Annotated in this window: 10 protein-coding genes and 2 pseudogenes; 4 read left to right on the plus strand and 8 right to left on the minus strand. The window is 40.0% G+C overall.

Going from position 1 to position 21081, the window contains the following annotated elements; translation table 11 throughout:
- The first annotated feature begins 31 nt into the window (after window positions 1–31).
- Window positions 32–1672 (plus strand): FapA family protein, encoded by a 1641-nt coding sequence (locus tag AAFX60_020725; protein ID XDF79543.1) that lies wholly within the window; start codon window positions 32–34, stop codon window positions 1670–1672.
- Window positions 1673–1749: 77 nt separating this feature from the next.
- On the opposite strand, the gene punC is transcribed toward AAFX60_020725, so the two are convergent.
- Window positions 1750–2943, minus strand: a complete 1194-nt coding sequence (gene punC, locus AAFX60_020730) for a purine nucleoside transporter PunC (GenBank protein ID XDF79544.1) — start codon at window positions 2941–2943, stop codon at window positions 1750–1752.
- A gap of 130 nt (window positions 2944–3073) precedes the next feature.
- Between punC and punR the strand changes: the two are divergent.
- Window positions 3074–3981, plus strand: a pseudogene (punR, locus tag AAFX60_020735) (DNA-binding transcriptional activator PunR).
- A 70-nt stretch (window positions 3982–4051) separates the two neighbouring features.
- On the opposite strand, the gene pdxH reads toward punR, so the two are convergent.
- The 4 genes from pdxH to AAFX60_020755 all read right to left on the minus strand — a co-directional run bounded on the left by pdxH (window position 4052) and on the right by AAFX60_020755 (window position 13896).
- A complete protein-coding gene (gene pdxH, locus AAFX60_020740) occupies window positions 4052–4687 on the minus strand; it encodes a pyridoxamine 5'-phosphate oxidase (GenBank protein XDF79545.1) in 636 nt (211 codons plus the stop codon).
- 118 nt (window positions 4688–4805) lie between these two features.
- Entirely contained in the window at window positions 4806–6299 is a 1494-nt protein-coding gene (locus AAFX60_020745) for a type I secretion C-terminal target domain-containing protein (GenBank protein XDF79546.1), read from the minus strand.
- 11 nt (window positions 6300–6310) lie between these two features.
- Window positions 6311–10735 carry an Ig-like domain-containing protein gene (locus AAFX60_020750; GenBank protein XDF79547.1) on the minus strand — a complete coding sequence of 1475 codons (4425 nt, stop codon included), beginning with the start codon at window positions 10733–10735 and terminating at the stop codon, window positions 6311–6313.
- Window positions 10663–13896 carry an Ig-like domain-containing protein gene (locus AAFX60_020755; protein ID XDF79548.1) on the minus strand — a complete coding sequence of 1078 codons (3234 nt, stop codon included), beginning with the start codon at window positions 13894–13896 and terminating at the stop codon, window positions 10663–10665. The genes AAFX60_020750 and AAFX60_020755 overlap by 73 nt, the downstream gene beginning before the upstream one ends.
- Before the next feature lie 464 nt (window positions 13897–14360).
- On the opposite strand from AAFX60_020755, the gene AAFX60_020760 reads away from it, so the two are divergent.
- Together AAFX60_020760 and AAFX60_020765 are read left to right on the plus strand one after the other, a co-directional pair.
- The gene (locus AAFX60_020760) at window positions 14361–15668 is read left to right on the plus strand and encodes a TolC family outer membrane protein (protein ID XDF80174.1); all 1308 of its coding nucleotides are present in this window, start codon (window positions 14361–14363) and stop codon (window positions 15666–15668) included.
- A 2-nt stretch (window positions 15669–15670) separates the two neighbouring features.
- Window positions 15671–16279: an OmpA family protein gene (locus AAFX60_020765; protein ID XDF79549.1), complete on the plus strand. Its 609-nt coding sequence runs from the start codon at window positions 15671–15673 to the stop codon at window positions 16277–16279.
- Window positions 16280–16350: 71 nt separating this feature from the next.
- On the opposite strand, the pseudogene AAFX60_020770 reads toward AAFX60_020765, so the two are convergent.
- From AAFX60_020770 to AAFX60_020780, 3 genes and pseudogenes are all read right to left on the minus strand, one after another.
- Window positions 16351–18464: pseudogene (locus tag AAFX60_020770) on the minus strand (type I secretion system permease/ATPase).
- Window position 18465: 1 nt separating this feature from the next.
- The gene (locus tag AAFX60_020775; protein ID XDF79550.1) at window positions 18466–20391 is read right to left on the minus strand and encodes an EAL domain-containing protein; all 1926 of its coding nucleotides are present in this window, start codon (window positions 20389–20391) and stop codon (window positions 18466–18468) included.
- Between the two features lie 6 nt (window positions 20392–20397).
- Complete coding sequence (locus AAFX60_020780; GenBank protein ID XDF79551.1) at window positions 20398–21063, minus strand: transglutaminase-like cysteine peptidase; 666 nt, start codon at window positions 21061–21063, stop codon at window positions 20398–20400.
- Window positions 21064–21081 lie beyond the last annotated feature (18 nt).

Raw genomic sequence — 21081 nt, forward strand, 5'->3', positions numbered from 1 at the left:
ACTAATGAAAATTCATTACTTGGGAAAAAGGATGATTGAAAAGTTTTTAGCGTTTTCAGAAAAAAAATCTGCTGTACATTTTGTGATCCCAGAAGATGCATCACTCACCTCTCCTATTGCTTGCTCAGACATAGATAATGCATTGAGTGCAATGGGAGTCGGCCATTATTATCAATATCAAAGTAGTATTAATGAAATCATTGCTGCAATTAACAATGGCGATATTACCTCATTTAATAATGTCATGATTGCTCAGTGCTTGGATGCTCAACTCGTCGTTCATATGCAAGATGATGAAATGAAAGCATCAATGACAGTGACTGGAGCTTATGGCGGTCATCCTGTTCGTGGTCCTGAAATCATTCAAGCATTAACAGAAAATGGCATCACTAAAGGCGTGAAAAAGGAGGCTTTAAAAGTTCTCTTGCTCAAAGGAAAAGATCTTGCTCCGGGAGAAACCTACTCAGATGTTATCGCTGTTGGTCGTGAAGCGGTCGAAGGACAAGATACACAGTTTGAAGCCTTAGTACCCAATATTCATGAACGTGTACTCCAGCCACAAGAAACTGATGATGGCCATGTGGATATGCGTGATTTAGGTAATGTCATTAGCGTGAAACAAAATACGCCACTAATGAGGCGAATTCCAGCAACACAAGGTACTAGTGGCAAAACCATTACAGGAAAAATTATTACAGCAACACCGGGAACGGATACCCCTTTCCAAGTTTATCCTGGCTCATCTATTTCTCCTACCGATCCAAACTTACTTATCGCTGATATTGATGGTACCCCATTAATCAATAAATCTGGCGTTGGTATTGATAACTTACTGACATTAAAAACCGTTAACGCTACATCTGGTCATGTCTCTTTTGAGGGCAGTATTTTCATTCAACAGGATATTGAATCAGGAATGAAAGTTACCGCGACAGGGAGCATTACTGTTGGTGGTTTTATCGAAAATGCGGAAGTCACAGCAAAACACGATATCACTGTCATGCACGGTATTATTGGTCGCCCAGTACAGGATGGAGAGCCTTTGACTTGCATCGTAAGCTCAGAAGGTACTATTACATCAAAATTGGCTCAAAATGCCCATTTAATGGCTCATAAGGACGTTCATATTACGCTCCATGCTAATCACTGTTTGATTGAATCTTTAGGCTCTATTTTTGTTATCGATAAAGCAGAAAGAAACGGGACCATCAGCGGTGGTAACTTAATCGCAAATGGTGCAATTAAAACCGCTAACCTTGGTATAGAAGGTGGCGCATATACCAAAGTTCAAGCTTTCCATGATTTTGAAACTCAAAAAGAAGGCCTCCATTTACTTCAAAAGCAGATAAATGAAGTTAAAACCCAACTGATTAAAATCTCAAATATTCAAATGGAACAACAGCCAAGTGAATTGGCTGAAAAGATCTTACGTTCAAAAGAAAAATCAGAGCAAGATTTACAAGTTTTAGGTTCAAAACTTCAGCGAGAACAAATCACGTTTAATAATGGTTTAAAAGACAACACCGTTTTTGTCACCAACAAGATTTTCCCGCGAGTGGATGTTCAGTTTAATACACACCACTTAGTTACAAAGAGAGAATATAGCCCAAGTAAGATCTCTTATTCTGGCTATGAAATCGATGTCGAACCTATCATGATAAAAAAGAAATAATCCTCTTTCCTTCAGATAAAAAAATAGCATTGGCAATAACGCTCAATGCTATTTTTATTCACCAATATATTAACTGGTTATTGAGTTGCTAATGCCGCTCTTTCTTCTTTATTTACTTTAAATACCATTACAGCACCAATAAATAAGAACACAAGTTGCAATAACATGATGCTACCCATAGAGATTGCACCTAGGTAACTAATGCTTGAAACCATTGCACTTGCTGCTACACAGAAAAGCATTTGTAAGAAGTTTAGTAGACCAGAAGCTACGGCACTGCCCTCTTTAAAATCAACCAATGCGTTATTTACTACGATTGGGTAAATTGCACCATTTGCTGCTGCTAAGAAGCAAAACGGAATTAGCATTGGGATAATAGAAGATACATCCATTCTCCACGACACTAAGAATACAGTAGCCACGCTTGCAATCGACAGTTTTAAAATCCATGGAAGAACTTGTTGAGCATCAAAACGCTCTAGTGCCCAACGGCAACCGTAACCACCAACGATAAATGCAATAGTTTGTGGAACATAACTTAAACCGATATCAGCACCTGAGTAGCCCATTTGCGTCATTACAAACGGTGAACCCGTTAACCATGCAAAGAAGATCGCTGAACTTGCTGCATAAATTAGCATGTTACCTGTGAATTTTTTTGACTTAATAACATCACGGAATGTAATGCTTTTCTCAGAAGTCATTTTTTCTTGTTTTGGTTCTTTGTCTACAAAAGTACGTAGTGCTAGACCAACACCAATCACAGTTAGTGTTACGAAAATCATTGACCAACCGTAGAACTTTTCAATTGCTGCACCCAATAATGGAGCTAAGGCAGGAGAAAGAGCAACAAGAGGCATGATAGTAGCAAAAACACGTTGTGATGTTTTTGCATCATAACGCTGAATCACCATTGCTTGCCAAATAACGTTTGCACTACACGCACCTAACGCTTGGAAAAAGCGAGCGACTAGTAACATTTCTACACTGGTTGAAAATGAAGCAGCCAAACTACTGATTGCAAAAATGCTTAAACCAACGATTAATGATTTTTTTGTACCTAATTTTTGAGTTAGTCTACCGTAAAAAAGTTGACCAATTGCCATACCTAACAAGAAAATACTTAGGGTTAAACCAATCATGTTTTCAGTAGTACCTAGATCACCACGGATGATATCGAATGCAGGTAGATACATATCAGTTGCTAAGAAACCCAGCATACTTAGGCCAGCAAGCCAAATATAAGGAATCGATTGTTTTTTATTGTCCATGTTCTTCTCCAAAGCTGAACATTTTTTAAATTCGTTGCATTCTATGTGCTAGTTGCTACTCTTGTGAAACGATATAATTTGCACTTTGCATCAAATTATTTGATGCGAATAAATAACCATCAGGTATTTTATGTTTTCATATCATGAATTAATCACAATCGAGTCCGTTGCACGGTTAGGTAGCTTTAGCCAAGCAGCGGATGAATTACACAAAGTGCCGAGTGCGATTAGCTATACGATTAAATCTGTAGAAGATAGATTAACCGTGGTTTTATTTACTCGGCTTCATCGACGAGTAGAGCTCACCGCTGCCGGTACTTATTTTGTAGACCAAGCCAGAAAGTTATTAAAAGATATGGAAGAGATACGCTTTAATACTCAGCGAGTTGCTAATGGCTGGCAACAAAGTGTTTCTGTTGCATTAGATAATGTGGTTCGAGAGAACAGTGTAAATCAACTTGTTCGTGACTTTTACGCCACCTTTCCTGATATCGAACTTCAGTTAACTATGGAAGTGTTTAACGGTGTATGGGATGCATTAATGACAGGTAGAGCGGATATTGGTATTGGTGCAACAGCAACCATTCCTATTGGTGGTGACTTTTCTTATCGCCCTATGGGAGAGTTAGCATGGGATTTTATCGTCAGCATCAACCATCCTCTAGCAAGTTTTGAACATGACATCCCTAATGAAGAATTAGTTAAATACCCAGCGATTTGCCTTGAGGATACCTCTCAAATCTTACCTAAGCGTTCAACATGGCTATTAGATAATCAACGTCGATTAATCGTTCCCAATTGGCATAGCGCCGAACAGTGCTTTATTGACGGCTTAGGAGTTGGGTTATTCCTAATCACAGAGCTAAACGATTATTAGAAACTGGCCAGGTGATCAGTAAGAAAATTGAACACCATATTGCTCCAAGTCCATGCTGTTTGGCTTGGAACAATAATAATCAGTCTATTGCGATTCAGTGGTTACTAGACTATTTAGGCGATAGTGACAAACTTAATAGTGAGTGGTTAAAAGAGTTTTAAGTCATGAAAAAAGCGATGATCATAAGATCATCGCTTTTTTCAACTTTAATACTAGTGAATAACGACAAGATCATGGCGCTAAACGATCGATCTGCCAATCATTTTTATCTTTACTGTATAAGAATCGGTCATGAAGTCGATGATCTCCTCCCTGCCAAAACTCTATAGAATCGATCTTAATTCTAAATCCGCCCCAAAACTTAGGAACAGGGATCTCTCCTTTTGCAAACTTTTGTTTTAACTCTAGGTACTTACCTTCAAGAGCGGCTCTTGCAGTTAAACGACTACTCTGTTTACTTGCCCATGCGGCTATCTGACTTTCTTTTGGTCTTGATGTGAAATATTTCATGTTCTCAAGAGCCGTTAATTTCTCAACAGTGCCTGTAATATGAACCTGACGCTCAAGTGGATGCCATGGGAAATGCAGTGATATCTTACTGTGTTGCTCTAGCTGTTGTGCTTTACGAGAACCTAAGTTGGTATAAAAAACAAAACCTGTCTTATCAAAATGTTTTAATAGCACAATACGTTGAAACGGTTGTCCAGTCTCATCTACTGTAGCCACCGTCATCGCTGTAGGATCGGTCAATTTGGCTTCCACTGCTTGTTTTAACCATAATTCAAACAATTCTACAGGCTCTTGAGGTAAATCGGCTCTTCGTAAACCACCAAGGCTATAATCACGACGAATATCTTCTAATTCCATGTAAATCTCGACTTCTTTAATTCCAGCTGACTAAATTGTGCTCTTTTGAAACACGCTAAACAAGAGGTGATACAAAAAAAGGGCCTAATTAGACCCTAAATTTCATATTAACAACAAGTTAGATCGTGTCATCTAATTTAAAAAGTTGCTCATCAAGTAGTTTAGTTAGGATCTCAGCTTGATTTGAGAAATTAGCATTATCCAATCCGAACGAGCCAATACCTCCTTCAACAACAATCGTATGATCTTTACCAGCATCATCTGTAATCGAGAGCGTTAAATCATCACCATCTTCAGAGATAGTTATATGTTCAAGTAAATCATTAAGATCATTTTGATGAACATCATCATTTAAAATCTCAGTAATATCAATTAAGTCTTCACCTTTAGTGAAATCTGTAATTGTATCTATTCCTGAATCAGCCCCTTGATCAACCCATTTGAAGATATCATCGCCAATACCTCCAACTAAGATATCGTCTCCAAGGCCTCCAATTAAAATATCGTTACCTTCGCCACCAAGTAAGTGGTCATTTCCCGTACCACCACGAAGACCATCATTACCATTACCACCATCTAAATAATCATCGCCAGCGCCACCAAATATGACATCAATACCACCTTGACCGAAAATCATATCATTACCATCACCGCCATGACCTATATCCAAATAAGCGTTACTTGCAGCGGTTAAAGTAGTAAATCCTCCAGACTCAATACCGCCCTGTAAATGACTTAAATCACTACCTTTACTAAATACATCATCAAGTAAACTTTGAGCTAATTTAACTTTAACGTCATTCAGATCACCATCATAGTTGCTAGCGTAACTATCTCCTAAATAAATGATATCATTTCCACTACCAAGATATACGTCATCTCCAGCCGCTCCAACATCTACAATTAATCCGTCTTTAGTTTCATTTATACCAAGGTTAACAGATGGTTTACCTGAACCAGCAGTAGCCCAATTAGTATCTTCATATGCGGTACCAGGGAAAATAACCTGAACTGAATCGACAAAATCACCATTTGATAAAACATCAGGTTTAACAACGTCAGTTGTCATATTTTTATCTGCAACAATGAAATCAATATGCTTAGGCTCACTTTTCGCAATGGAGCCATTTGATGTTTCGGTTGCAATAGCAGTAACAGATAGTGTAAATAAGCCCTTATAATTTACATCAAATACCATTTTAGCACTTGCTAATTGCTCAGCGGTAATTACAACAGTACCATCAATTATAGGTAAAGCTACACCATCCACAAATACTTGTACTTCATCAGGTAAATTAGATATCTCATAACTTAAGCTTTCAGAACCATCTGTATCTGATAAGCTACCTGAAATATAATTACTTAAAATTATCTCAGTTGATGATTCATTATTTCCGGCTTGGACGCCATTATGTTCATCAATAACAATATTATCGATAAGTGTCCCTCGTCCATTAGAGTTAACTTCACCAGAAGCCCTAATTTCAATATTAGTTTCATTACCAGAGCCTATAAAACTAAATTGTAAATCATCCCACTGTAAACTTGTGTGGTAATTATCATAAATATCTTCAGAACCAATCCAACCATCAGCAGACCAACTGCCAATCACAACGCCGTCAATTAATACCTCAAAAGCATTAAATTCTTTTCCAACCCTGGTCGAGGAGCAGCATCTAAACTAATTGTATACAGCTTACCTTCCACTGTAGAAATATCCCGCTGAATACCACCAGCACTAGAGAATTCATTATTTTCTACTTTATTAAGCTCTACAATTGTATTTCCCTCCGACGGGTTCACAATAATAGAACCATTACCTTCTGTTGCCCCATACCCCATACTTTCACCCGTTACCCAAATTTCAATAACAGGCTCGCCATCAGAAGGCCTCCAACCATCAAGGCCTGCAACATACCAAGGCGCCGGCCCAGGAATATCAACATTTTCGAGTCCAGTACTCAAAGACCAATCGGAGTTTTCTACAATTAAATTTGGAGTATTAGCAACAGCATCAATATTAACTGTAATTTCAGCTGTTGATTGTCCACCATATCCATCATCAATTGTATATTCAAAAACAACTTCACCACTAAAATTTAAATCAGGCGTAAATAAAATATTTCCATGTTCATCTAATGAGGCAACACCACCATTAACACTACCAATATTTATAATTGATAAAGAGTCACCATCAGCATCAATATCATTACTTAACAACATATCTTTTGATATAAGAATGGAATTATTTTCTAAAACATTAACAATATCATTAGAAGCTGTAGGCTCATTATTTCCTACATAAATAACACTATCTTCACCTGAATAAACACTTCCATTATAAGATATATCAACTGAGACATTAACCTCTGTATTATTTTCAGGGGTATCAATTTCTTTAACGATAACGCCTGAAGATATGTCTTCTTCTGATAAAATATATTCCTCAGTATGACCGTCAATAGTAATGAGTAAGGCCATACCTGCAACAGCTATCGAAGGTATACTAATAACAGCAGTTATCCTTCCTTCTAATTCTGTTTTGGTTAATATACCATCATTATTAGCATCATCTATGATAGTTACTTTTGGAACTGTAAGCTCTTCAATCGTTTTTGTTGTATCTGTAAATTCAAAATTTTCAAAATCACGTAAAATATTTGTATCACCTTCACGATCAACAAGAACTATATCCCCATCGGAATTAATACTGATTTGCACATCTGAAAAAGCTGAATCAAAAGAAATTGTATCGTTACCAGCGCCACCATCAAACATAACTCTATCATTAGCATCATCATTATGAGCTTGGAAAAAATCATCACCGTCCCCAAGAAAGCCATAATCATCAGAATCTAATGAATTTCCATAATAATCACTATTAAAATACTGTATAGGATCAGATAATTCACTTGTATTACCACTCAAATCAGTTTGCTCTACTTGCAATATTTGATCTGAACTATCTGGGATACCTGAATAATCTACAGACCAAGTTCCATCTTCTCCAACAACCGTCGTAGCCCAAACATTACCCTGAGAATAAAGAGTAATAGTTGCACCTGGCTCACCAGAACCATGCACAGTAATCTTAGAGTAATCACTATTTACTGAGTCATCAGTAATGTCAGTGATCGTTGGAGCATTTGGTGCTTGCGTATCAAGCACAAAATCTAAACTCGTTTCACCAGATGCGTTGCCTGCCGCATCCACTTCACGAACCACAATGGAGTTATTACCTTCCACAACAGCAGGAGGGGTTGTTGACCAGCTACCATCCGCCGCTTGATATTCAACCGTGTTCCCCGCTTCACTTGGAGTTACTGTGAATGAGCCATCGTTCGTCAGTAAGTCACCATCACTAATGCCTGAGTCGGTATCTAACGTGATCGTCGGAGCGTTTGGTGCTTGCGTATCAAGCACAAAATCTAAGCTTGTTTCACCAGATGCGTTACCTGCCGCATCCACTTCACGAACCACAATGGAGTTATTACCTTCCACAACAGCAGGAGGTGTTGTTGACCAGCTACCATCCGCCGCTTGATATTCCACCGTGTTCCCCGCTTCACTTGGGGTCACCGTGAACGAACCATCGTTCGTTAATAAGTCGCCATTACTAATGCCTGAATCCGTATCTAACGTGATCGTCGGAGCGTTCGGCACTTGCGTATCAAGCACAAAATCTAAGCTTGTTTCACCAGATGCGTTACCTGCCGCATCCACTTCACGAACCACAATGGAGTTATTACCTTCCACAACAGCAGGAGGTGTTGTTGACCAGCTACCATCCGCCGCTTGATATTCCACCGTGTTCCCCGCTTCACTTGGGGTCACCGTGAACGAACCATCGTTCGTTAATAAGTCGCCATTACTAATGCCTGAATCCGTATCTAACGTGATCGTCGGAGCGTTCGGCACTTGCGTATCAAGCACAAAATCTAAGCTTGTTTCCCCTGATGTATTACCTGCCGCATCCACTTCACGAACCACAATGGAGTTATTACCTTCCACAACAGCAGGAGGTGTTGTTGACCAGCTACCATCCGCCGCTTGATATTCCACCGTGTTCCCCGCTTCACTTGGGGTCACCGTGAACGAACCATCGTTCGTTAATAAGTCGCCATTACTAATGCCTGAATCCGTATCTAACGTGATCGTCGGAGCGTTCGGCACTTGCGTATCAAGCACAAAATCTAAGCTTGTTTCCCCTGATGTATTACCTGCCGCATCCACTTCACGAACCACGATGGAGTTATCACCCTCAGTGGCCATTGGCGCACCCGTCGTCCACTCACCATCAACAAAATACTCCACCGTGTTACCCGCTTCGCTTGGGGTTACCGTGAATGAGCCATCGTTCGTTAATAAGTCACCATTAATAATGCCTGAATCCGTATCTAAAGTGATCGTCGGTGCATTCGGCACTTGCGTATCAAGCACAAAATCTAAGCTTGTTTCATCTGATGCGTTGCCTGCCGCATCCACTTCACGAACCACGATGGAGTTATTACCTTCCACAACAGCAGGAGGGGTTGTTGACCAGCTACCATCCGCCGCTTGATATTCAACCGTGTTTCCCGCTTCACTTGGGGTTACGGTGAACGAACCATCGTTAGTCAGCAAGTCATCGCCCAACATACCGCTATCGGTATCTAACGTGATCGTCGGTGCATTCGGTGCTTGCGTATCTAAAACAAAATCTAAGCTTGTTTCACCTGACACATTGCCTGCAGCATCAGTCTCACGAACCACGATAGAGTTATCGCCTTCCACAACAGCAGGAGGCGTTGTTGACCAACTACCATCCGCCGCTTGATATTCAACCGTGTTACCCGCTTCGCTTGGGGTCACCGTGAATGAGCCATCGTTCGTCAGTAAATCATCGCCTAACATACCGCTGTCGGTATCTAAAGTGATCGTAGGAGCATTTGGTGCTTGCGTATCAAGCACAAAATCTAAACTCGTTTCACCAGATGCGTTACCTGCCGCATCCACTTCACGAACCACGATGGAGTTATCGCCTTCCACAACAGCAGGAGGGGTTGTCGACCAACTACCATCCGCCGCTTGATATTCAACCGTATTCCCCGCTTCACTTGGGGTTACTGTGAATGAGCCGTCATTCGTTAATAAGTCGCCATCACTAATGCCTGAGTCGGTATCTAACGTGATCGTCGGAGCGTTCGGCACTTGCGTATCAAGCACAAAATCTAGACTCGTTTCACCAGAAACATTGCCTGCCGCATCCACTTCACGAACCACGATGGAGTTATTACCTTCCACAACAGCAGGAGGGGTTGTCGACCAGCTACCATCCGCCGCTTGATATTCAACCGTATTACCCGCTTCACTTGGGGTTACCGTGAACGAACCATCGTTCGTTAATAAGTCACCATTACTAATGCCTGAGTCGGTATCTAAAGTGATCGTCGGTGCATTCGGTGCTTGCGTATCTAAAACAAAATCTAAGCTTGTTTCACCTGATGCGTTGCCTGCTGCATCCACTTCACGAACCACGATGGAGTTATCACCTTCCACAACAGCAGGAGGGGTTGTCGACCAGCTACCATCCGCCGCTTGATATTCAACCGTGTTCCCCGCTTCACTTGGAGTTACGGTGAATGAGCCATCGTTCGTCAGTAAGTCATCGCCCAGCATGCCGCTGTCGGTATCTAAAGTGATTGTCGGAGCGTTTGGTGCTTGCGTATCTAAAACAAAATCTAAACTTGTTTCACCAGAAACATTGCCTGCAGCATCAGTCTCACGAACCACGATGGAGTTATTACCTTCCACAACAGCAGGAGGGGTTGTTGACCAGCTACCATCCGCCGCTTGATATTCAACCGTATTCCCCGCTTCGCTTGGGGTTACCGTGAATGAGCCATCGTTCGTTAATAAGTCGCCATTACTAATGCCTGAATCCGTATCTAAAGTGATCGTTGGTGCATTAGGTGCTTGCGTATCAAGCACAAAATCTAAACTCGTTTCACCTGACACGTTGCCTGCCGCATCCACTTCACGAACCACGATGGAGTTATCGCCTTCCACAACAGCAGGAGGGGTTGTCGACCAACTACCATCCGCCGCTTGATATTCAACCGTATTCCCCGCTTCGCTTGGGTTACCGTGAACGAACCATCGTTCGTTAATAAGTCGCCATTACTAATGCCTGAATCCGTATCTAAAGTGATCGTCGGAGCGTTTGGTGCTTGCGTATCAAGCACAAAATCTAGACTCGTTTCACCTGACACGTTGCCTGCTGCATCCACTTCACGAACCACGATGGAGTTATCGCCTTCCACAACAGCAGGAGGGGTTGTCAACCAGCTACCATCCGCCGCTTGATATTCAACCGTGTTCCCCGCTTCGCTTGGGGTCACCGTGAATGAGCCATCGTTCGTTAATAAATCACCATTACTAATGCCTGAATCCGTATCTAAAGTGATCGTCGGTGCATTCGGTGCTTGCGTATCTAAAACAAAATCTAAGCTTGTTTCACCTGACACATTGCCTGCCGCATCCACTTCACGAACCACAATGGAGTTATCGCCTTCCACAACAACAGGAGGCGTTGTTGACCAGCTACCATCCGCCGCTTGATATTCAACCGTGTTCCCCGCTTCACTTGGGGTTACCGTGAACGAACCATCGTTAGTCAGCAAGTCATCGCCTAACATGCCGCTATCTGTGTCTAAAGTGATTGTTGGTGCATTCGGTGCTTGCGTATCAAGCACAAAATCTAGACTCGTTTCACCTGATGCGTTGCCTGCCGCATCCACTTCACGAACTACGATGGAGTTATCGCCTTCCACAACAGCAGGAGGGGTTGTCGACCAGCTACCATCCGCCGCTTGATATTCCACCGTATTACCCGCTTCACTTGGGGTTACCGTGAACGAACCATCGTTCGTCAGCAAGTCATCGCCCAACATGCCGCTATCTGTGTCTAAAGTGATTGTCGGTGCGCTCGGTGCTTGCGTATCAAGCACAAAATCTAAACTCGTTTCACCTGACACATTGCCTGCCGCGTCCACTTCACGAACCACGATGGAGTTATCACCCTCAGTGGCCGTTGGCGCATCCGTCGTCCACTCACCATCAACGAAGTACTCCACCGTGTTACCCGCTTCACTTGGAGCTACGGTGAATGAGCCGTCATTCGTTAATAAGTCGCCATTACTAGTGCCTGAGTCGGTATCTAAAGTGATCGTCGGTGCATTCGGTGCTTGCGTATCAAGCACAAAATCTAAACCTGTTTCACCTGACACATTGCCTGCAGCATCAGTCTCACGAACCACGATGGAGTTATTACCTTCCACAACAGCAGGAGGGGTTGTTGACCAGCTACCATCCGCCGCTTGATATTCAACCGTGTTACCCGCTTCGCTTGGAGTCACCGTGAATGCACCATCGTTCGTCAGTAAATCATCGCCCAACATGCCGCTGTCGGTATCTAAAGTGATCGTCGGTGCATTCGGTACTTGCGTATCTAAAACAAAATCTAAGCTTGTTTCACCAGATGCATTACCTGCCGCATCCACTTCACGAACCACAATGGAATTATCGCCTTCCACAACAGCAGGAGGGGTTGTTGACCAGCTACCATCCGCCGCTTGATATTCAATCGTATTCCCCACTTCGCTTGGGGTCACCGTGAACGAACCATCGTTAGTCAGCAAGTCGCCATTACTAATGCCTGAATCGGTATCTAAAGTGATCGTCGGTGCATTCGGCGCTTGCGTATCAAGTACAAAATCTAGACTCGTTTCACCAGAAACATTGCCTGCAGCATCAGTCTCACGAACCACGATGGAGTTATCGCCTTCCACAACAGCAGGAGGCGTTGTCGACCAGCTACCATCCGCTGCTTGATATTCAATCGTATTCCCCACTTCGCTTGGGGTCACCGTGAACGAACCATCGTTAGTCAGCAAGTCGCCATTACTAATGCCTGAATCGGTATCTAAAGTGATCGTCGGTGCATTCGGCGCTTGCGTATCAAGTACAAAATCTAGACTCGTTTCACCAGAAACATTGCCTGCAGCATCAGTCTCACGAACCACGATGGAGTTATCGCCTTCCACAACAGCAGGAGGCGTTGTCGACCAGCTACCATCCGCTGCTTGATATTCAATCGTATTGCCATTTTCACTTGGGGTTACGGTGAACGAACCATCGTTAGTCAGCAAGTCGCCATTACTAATGCCTGAATCGGTATCTAAAGTGATCGTCGGTGCATTCGGTACTTGCGTATCAAGCACAAAATCTAAGCTTGTTTCACCAGATGCGTTGCCTGCCGCATCCACTTCACGAACCACGATGGAGTTATCACCTTCCACAACAGCAGGAGGCGTTGTTGACCAGCTACCATCCGCCGCTTGATATTCAACCGTGTTACCCGCTTCGCTTGGGGTCACCGTGAATGAGCCGTCATTCGTTAATAAGTCGCCATTACTAATGCCTGAGTCGGTATCTAAAGTGATCGTCGGTGCATTCGGTGCTTGCGTATCAAGCACAAAATCTAAACTCGTTTCACCTGAAACATTACCTGCTGCATCAGTTTCACGAACGGTAATTGAGTTATTACCCTCAGTGGCAATTGGCTCCTCAATTGTCCACTCGCCATCAACAAAGTACTCAATCGTGTTACCCGCTTCGCTTGGCGTTACGGTGAATGAACCGTCATTGGTCAGTAAGTCATCACCCAACGTGCCGCTATCTGTATGCAAAGCGATCGTAGGAGCGTTTGGTGCTCTTGTATCAACCACATTAAGAGTTTCACCATTAATACTACCGCTTTCTCTATATGCTATATATTGTTCTAATAATGTTAAGCTTTGAATTTTAGAAAAACCAATAGCTTCTAATGGTGAAGTATCAAAATCTGTTTTAGCAATAAAATCTTGGCCTGTTCGTTCTATCTCAACAGATGTAGTTAAACTTGATCCATTATCTTCACCTGCGGCGGAGGCTTCAGAAACTAACGAAGGATCTTCTCCATCGACAATAGCATTTAAAACCTCTTCAATATCCTTATCTTGCTTTTGTAATTCAGGTGCCTCATTAGTATCTGATGAAATATTTTCATTATCACTATTAAGTAGAATTTCTCCAGGTAACACTTTATCACCTGCATTAATTAGTTTTAAATTGCCATTTTTATCAATGACAATAAGTTGGTCTTTGTTTGCAGATATATTTAAAGCCATGAAGAAATTCCTAAATCCATTTATGTATACGAACTATTATCAGTTTAAATAATAGCCACCCACAAAACAAATTTATCACAACTATAACAACTCATCTACAAGGTGATTTATCTAAAGCCAATTTATCTACTAACATTCTCTTTTTTACCCACCTATAATTTCTTTCTTTTGAGAAAAACAAAATAAAACCCTCAAAGCAGTCAAATAAGGTTTGATTTTTCGTTATAAACACAAAGGAAATTAAGCAACATTTAATTTAAACAAACAAAAATGTTACCAATTATTTTTCAACAAGTTATTTTTTGCTTTTCTGACCAACATAACGTAGCATTTCTAACAAACAGGACACATAATAAGAACATTATGATGGCATTATGTTATAATTAACTCGTTGATAAAATTGTTAATATCATCTGCATTTATGGTTTAAAGGTACGACTATTAGGAGAAACACTTTGAAATGGATGAAACTCGCGACATGCAGCAGTTTGCTTGTTTTGAGCGTATCTTCACAAGCTCAAACTTTAGAGCAAGCTATATCTCAAACTTTAACGACTAACCCTGAGGTAAAAAAAGCTTATAACTCTTATATGAGCTATATTGAGGATAGTAATAGTGTTGATGGTAATTATTTACCTTCTATAGATCTTGATGCTGGTATTGGATATGAACAAATCAACCCAGCAAGCGGAAACGACACGAGCTTAACACGAAAAGATGCAACGCTATCTCTAACACAATTAATTTGGGATGGTTCAAACACTATAAATGATATGGATCGAACTGAAGCTGAAGCTGAATCTGCAAGATTACAGCTACTGTCTTTAGCTGAGAACAAAGCTCTTGATGTGTCACAAGTTTATTTAGATGCGGTTAAAGCCACTGAAATTCTCGCATTATCTGAAAGCAATTTAGCTATTCATAAGAAAATCTACAAAGACATAAAAAAACGAGCTGCCTCAGGGATAGGCTCGACAGCTGATGTTTCTCAAGTTGAAGCTCGTATAGCTAGAGCTCATGGTAATTTGCTTGCAGCTCAAAATAACCTTTTTGATACTCATACTGTATTTACGCAAATAGTAGGCTCTCCTCCTCAAGCTCTCATATATCCAAGAGCAGATGCGAATACTTTACCTTTAAGTTTACAAGAAGGTATTGATAGAGCGTTTAAGCATCACCCAGTAATTTTAACTGCCCAATCAGATATTCAAGCAGCTAAATTTCAATATGCTCAATCAAAAAGCAACAACTACCCAACATTTTCTTTAGAAGCTTCTCAAACATGGCGTGATGATGCAGGAGGCATTGAAGGCAATAGTGACGAATTTTCTGCAATGGTTCGCATGCGTTATAACCTATATAATGGCGGCACGGATAGCTCTCTATCAGAAAAAAGTGCATATCAATTAAATATGGCGAAGGATTTACGAGATAGTGCTTATAGAAACGTAGAACAAGGTCTACGTTTGTCTTGGAGCGCGCTAGATTTAACCTTACAGCAAAAAGAATTTTTAGCAGATCACGTTGACGCAGCAACTGATACCGTTATTGCTTACGAAAAACAATATCGTATAGGTAAGCGTACACTACTTGACTTACTCAATACTGAAAATGAACTTTTTGAAGCAAGAAAATCGTACCTAGATGCTCATTACGCTGAACAATTTGCAAAATACAGAGTATTACATGCAACAGGAACATTATTACCATCATTGTTAATTGATACTCCAAAAGAGTGGGATAACAAAAACGAAAAAGAAGAGGAGAAATAATTATGAAGCAATCAATTTACCCTCTAATTATTGCTAGCCTTTTCTTAACTGGCTGTGTTTCAGGTGATAGAGATTACATTGAAACACCAACATCAGATCAAATCGCAGATTTAAGAGATGATGACAATGATGGTGTAATTAACGCAAGAGACATTTGTCCAGGGACCCCTAGAGGCGCTCAAATTGACAATGATGGCTGTGCCGAATATGTCGAGCATTCAGATAAGAAAGATCTGAAGATCTTGTTTGCAAATGACTCATCAGAAATATCTCCAATATTCAAAACTGAAATACGCACCATGGCGGAGTTTTTAGAAGAATACCCAGAAACATCGATTCAACTGCAAGGATTTGCGAGCCAGCAAGGTAATGCTGAATATAATATTCGCTTATCAGAATTACGAGCTGCTGCTGTTCGTGTCGCTTTAACCGAATATGGCGTTGATCCTCAACGTATTGAGACAATTGGTTTTGGTGATACATTACTAACAGCTAAAGGTGACTCAGCCGTTAGTCATGCTCTTAACCGTCGCGTAGTAGCAACTGTAGTCGGCTTTAAAGGGGATGTTGTCAATGAATGGAATATTTTTACATCCCGTAAAAATAGATAGCATGATGATTTAACCAAAAAAGCCCCTCAATAGCATTATTGAGGGGCTTTTTATTACAAAATAGAAAGAACCTAACTTACCGCTCTTACCTTTCCTGTTTTCAGTTCATTTAATACTTGCTCTTTCGGCCCATCAGCAATGATATGACCCTTCTCCATAACTATAAGCCGATCTACGACGTCTAGCATTGATGTCTTATGAGTAATTAATATTAACGTTTCAGCAGGCTTCAAGTGTGAAAGCTGATTCTTAAATAGCATCTCTGTACGATTGTCCATACAGCTTGTTGGCTCATCTAACAACAATACAGGCGGTCGACCAATTAACGCTCGCGCAATAGCAACAGACTGACGTTGTCCACCAGATAATAATAAACCACCTTCACCAACTTGACGTTCTAATCCAGCAGGGTCTTGCTGTGTGAAAGCAGTAACACCTGCACGATTAGCCGCATCCATCACCTCAGCATCATCAGAGAGTTCACGTCCAAGTACAATATTCTCTCGGATAGATCCATAAAAGAGTGTTATATCTTGAGGAACACAGCCTATATTACGTCTCACATCAACATGGTGTAATTGTGAGATGTCGGTATCATCAATACGAACAGAACCTGCTGTAGGCTTATACAGGCCCATAATAAGGCGTTCTAATGTGGTTTTTCCCGATCCAATACGCCCAATAATTGCAACTTTCTCACCTGGATTAATCGTTAAGCTAATATCACGTACCGCAGCCACTTCAGCTTCAGGATAATTAAAGCTGACTTTATCCAATTCAATTTTACCTTGTAAAATAGGGCGATGAATATATCGCTTCTCTTCTTCCTGTTCATCAGGCATTGCCATTAATTCTTCAATAATCGTCATTGATGATTTTGCTTGATTATAACGACTTGATAGTAGAGATATTTGAACCAAAGGGCCGATAGCTTTACCACTTAACATTGTTGATGCGATTAAGCCTCCCATGGTTAGATCACCATTAGAAATAAGATAAACACCAACAATAATCATCCCGATGTTTACGGCCTGTTGAACAAAACCAGCCATGTTTTGAATCGAATCAGTAATTCTTCGGCTTTTAATGCTCCAATTAGAAATATGTGTAACCGCTTCTTCCCAACGATACTGGTACTGGCTTTGTGCATTAAATATTTTTAACGTTTCTAAACCCACTAAACTTTCAATTAAGTTCGCATACTTTTGCGAGGACAAACGAGAGCCTTCTTCAATCGTTTTCTTTAAAGGTCCTTGAATTATAGCGGCATGAATCAACAGCAATGTAATACCGACGACAGGAACTAATACAATAGGTCCTGCAATAAGATAAATAATAAATAAGAATAAAAGAGCAAAAGGTAAATCAATCAATGATGCAATCGTTGCAGAAGTAAAGAAATCACGAATAGACTCAAATTCTTGTAAATGCCTTGCAAATGCACCAACAGAAGCAGGTTTTGCTTCCATTCGAATACCCAGTACTTTTTGAAACAGCTTTGATGAAATTAATACATCTGATTTTTTACCTGCTACATCAATAAAGTAGCCTCTTAAGTATTTCAAAATAAAATCAAATACAAAGACCACAAAAATACCAGAAGCCAATACCCATAAAGATTCGAATGCTAAATTAGGTACAACTTTATCGTACACCAGACGGGTAAACATAGGTGTAGCGATTGCAAATATATTAATCAAAATAGAAGCAATAAATACATCTCGATAAATATGCTTCGACTCAAACAAAGTGCTCCAAAACCAATGACCTTCACGCTTTTTTAAAATCTCAGGTGAACGATCATCATATCTGAACTGTTTTTTTAATAAGATATACCTGCCAATATATTGAGCTTCTAAATCTTCAATAGAAATAGATATAGGTAACATATCCGAACTTAATGTAATAATTTCAGCTTCTTTTCGCTCAGCATCAAACCCGATTAAAACACACGACTCTCCCCCTTTAGCAATAAAACAACAGGTAAAATAAGTTGAGGAATAGAAAGTAACTCACCTTGGTTTTCTTTTGCTACTAAACCTGCTCTTTCTGCGGCACGAGAAAACAAAAATGGCGTTAACTTACCATCTTGTAATGGCAATCCATTAATCAATGCTTCTGGTGAATTTATTTGTCCGTAGTAACGACTTACATAACAAAGTGAATGTAATAATGAATCCTTCATATTAAATGCCTTCCACTTTTTCATTAATAAAGAAACCTTGGAATACATCAACATTATGTTCTGCTAGTAAATCCAATTGTTCTTTGTTTTCAACGCGTGATGCGATTGTTGTAATACCAAGGTTTTGTGCTGTTCTTGATATAGAAGCTAAAATATAGCGCTGTTTTTCATCATCTAACTGATGGGTAAATAGATAGTCAAGTTTTACATAATTAGGGCGGAATAATTTAATGTACTCTAAAGACTCAAAATTGCGTCCAAAATTATCAACGCCAAATTCAGCACCAGAAGAACGAATTACATTACATAATAATGCCGTATGATCTTCACTCTCAATGAATGCACTCTCTTGAATTTCAAAATGGAATAATGGAGCAATAGATTTATGTTTCTTCAATGTTGTAGTTAACCAACGAACAAAGCTTGGGTTATCCACACTTCGATTTGATAAGTTAATAGCAACAGGTTGTGTTATTTCCCCTGATGACACTCTTTCTATCATGGTTCTAATTACAAATTGATCAAAGTAAGTCGTTTCATTCAGTTGTTCTAATGCAAATAAATACTGATTAGCAGAGTAACGTTGCTCATCTTTTTCTATCGCCGAAAAAACTTCTTGATGAAAAACAGTTCCGTTAGGAGTTGTGGCAAGTTGCAACGTAAATTGGAATAAGTGCTCATTAATAGCTTCATCAACAAACGCTTTCCATTGTTGTTTACCCATCAACTCATGCTCACTTTCATCAGCAATAAAACCAAAAGGCAGTTGAGGATTTGAATGGGCTAATGTTAATGCATTATCAGCAAGTGATAATATTTCAGTTGTCGTTTTCCTTGTTTCATTAAATACAACGCCAAGCTCAGCATCAATAGGCGCGGTTGCTGTTGGATCACCTTTAATATCTTGGGTATAAATCACAATATTTTCAGCAGCTAGTTTTAACTCATCTTCTTCAATATTTGGAAAAATAAAACCAAATTCAGAAGAGTTGATACGAGTCAGAATTACATTAGATGCAGGAAGCGTTGCTTTTAATAAATCAGACAGTTCACGAACTAAAGCATCACCAGCTTCATAACCATCTTGCTCATATACTTTATTGATAAAATTTACTTTAAATAAAGCAACACCACCTTTAGAGGACTCAGCTAACCAATTTGTTAACTGTCCCATAAAGAAGGTTCTATTCCCTAGACCTGAGATAGGATCTAAATACACTTTATCACGTAATTTTTCAGCCTCTTTAGCTTGTGACTGAAAACTTTGTGCTATCTGTGCTGACATCGAATTGATCCCATCAATCACAGCTTCTAGATCTTTTGTCTTTGGTTTTGGTAAATTGTTTTCGAAATTATTATTAGCAACTTCTTTCATCTTAATAATAATCTGTTGAAGCGGAGACAGTGCACGCTTAACAACAAAGGCAATAGTTACTGTACCAAGACAAATAACAACAAAAAAAGTTATTGTTAACTGTATCAAAGCACTCCAGAGTTGCTGATAAGCGTAACCAGGATGCGTAACAATTTCGACTTCTGCTAACTGCAACCAACCACTTGTTATAATACGATTCTCAGAAATAGTTCTAAAAAGGTGTAATTGAGTAAACCACTCGGGAACGGTATCGATTTTAACCGGATAAACTCGAACTACTTCCTCATTCGTAGTAAACAGTGTTAAACGTACCGCAGAGTAATAACTTCCATCAAATAAAGCATTAATAACAGATTCAGCAGCTACTTTATCTTCGTCTTCCAAATAAGGAGCAAGTGCTAAACCAACCGTATTAATGGTGTTATTCACTTCTGAGCGTTGTTGATTCTCTAAGAAGGTTTGTGTATTTCGAAATTCAATGGCAAAAACAGAAATCATCAATATTAAAAAGACAGCTGTCATCCATGCTACTAGTTGTTTATATAATGTCATTTCTCACTACTCATCATAATTCAAAATTGGGTGATTTAATCTCAAGTCATCGTTCCGTTTTCGTAAATCATTCCATAGACTTAAACGAGATGACTTCCCAGCTTGCTGGCCATTACCTTTTCCTTTCATCAGCCATAGATGTTGACCATTAAAACTGTATATAGGTAAAAGATCTGTTCGTTCTGTTGCTGGTTTTATTTCTTTATCTATATTATCTAAAATTAAAGGGATTGATGCTGGTGTTGGATAATAAGCCAGCACCATATGAAACTGATTTAACTCGATTGCTTTAAGATAAATAAGCCTTAACTTTTTATCTGATACGCCTAACTCAATCAGAGAAAAATATTTAGCAATGGTAAAGTCTTCACAATCTCCAGCATTTGCTCCAAGAAACTCTAAAGGCGTTGCCCAGTAATCTTTTTTCCCCCACAGTTTTATATCATCTACAAAATAGAGTTGATTAAAAAACTGATTCACATTATTTAATTGTTCTCTCTCATTCTTCAAATCAGCTTCGGCTAACATATCCCGCCAAGCTAACACTCTTTTTCCGGCTCTTTCGCCATATTCATCTTGTACTGCTTTGATCCAAATATTTTCTTGTTGTGTTAAAGCAATAGAAGCGATAGAGAATATGGCGAATGGTATTCCTAACCATCGACTTCTCATTGTGAGATATGCTCCTTT

It is taken from the genome of Aliivibrio fischeri, assembly GCA_038993745.2.
Classification (GTDB): Bacteria; Pseudomonadota; Gammaproteobacteria; order Enterobacterales; family Vibrionaceae; genus Aliivibrio; species Aliivibrio fischeri_B.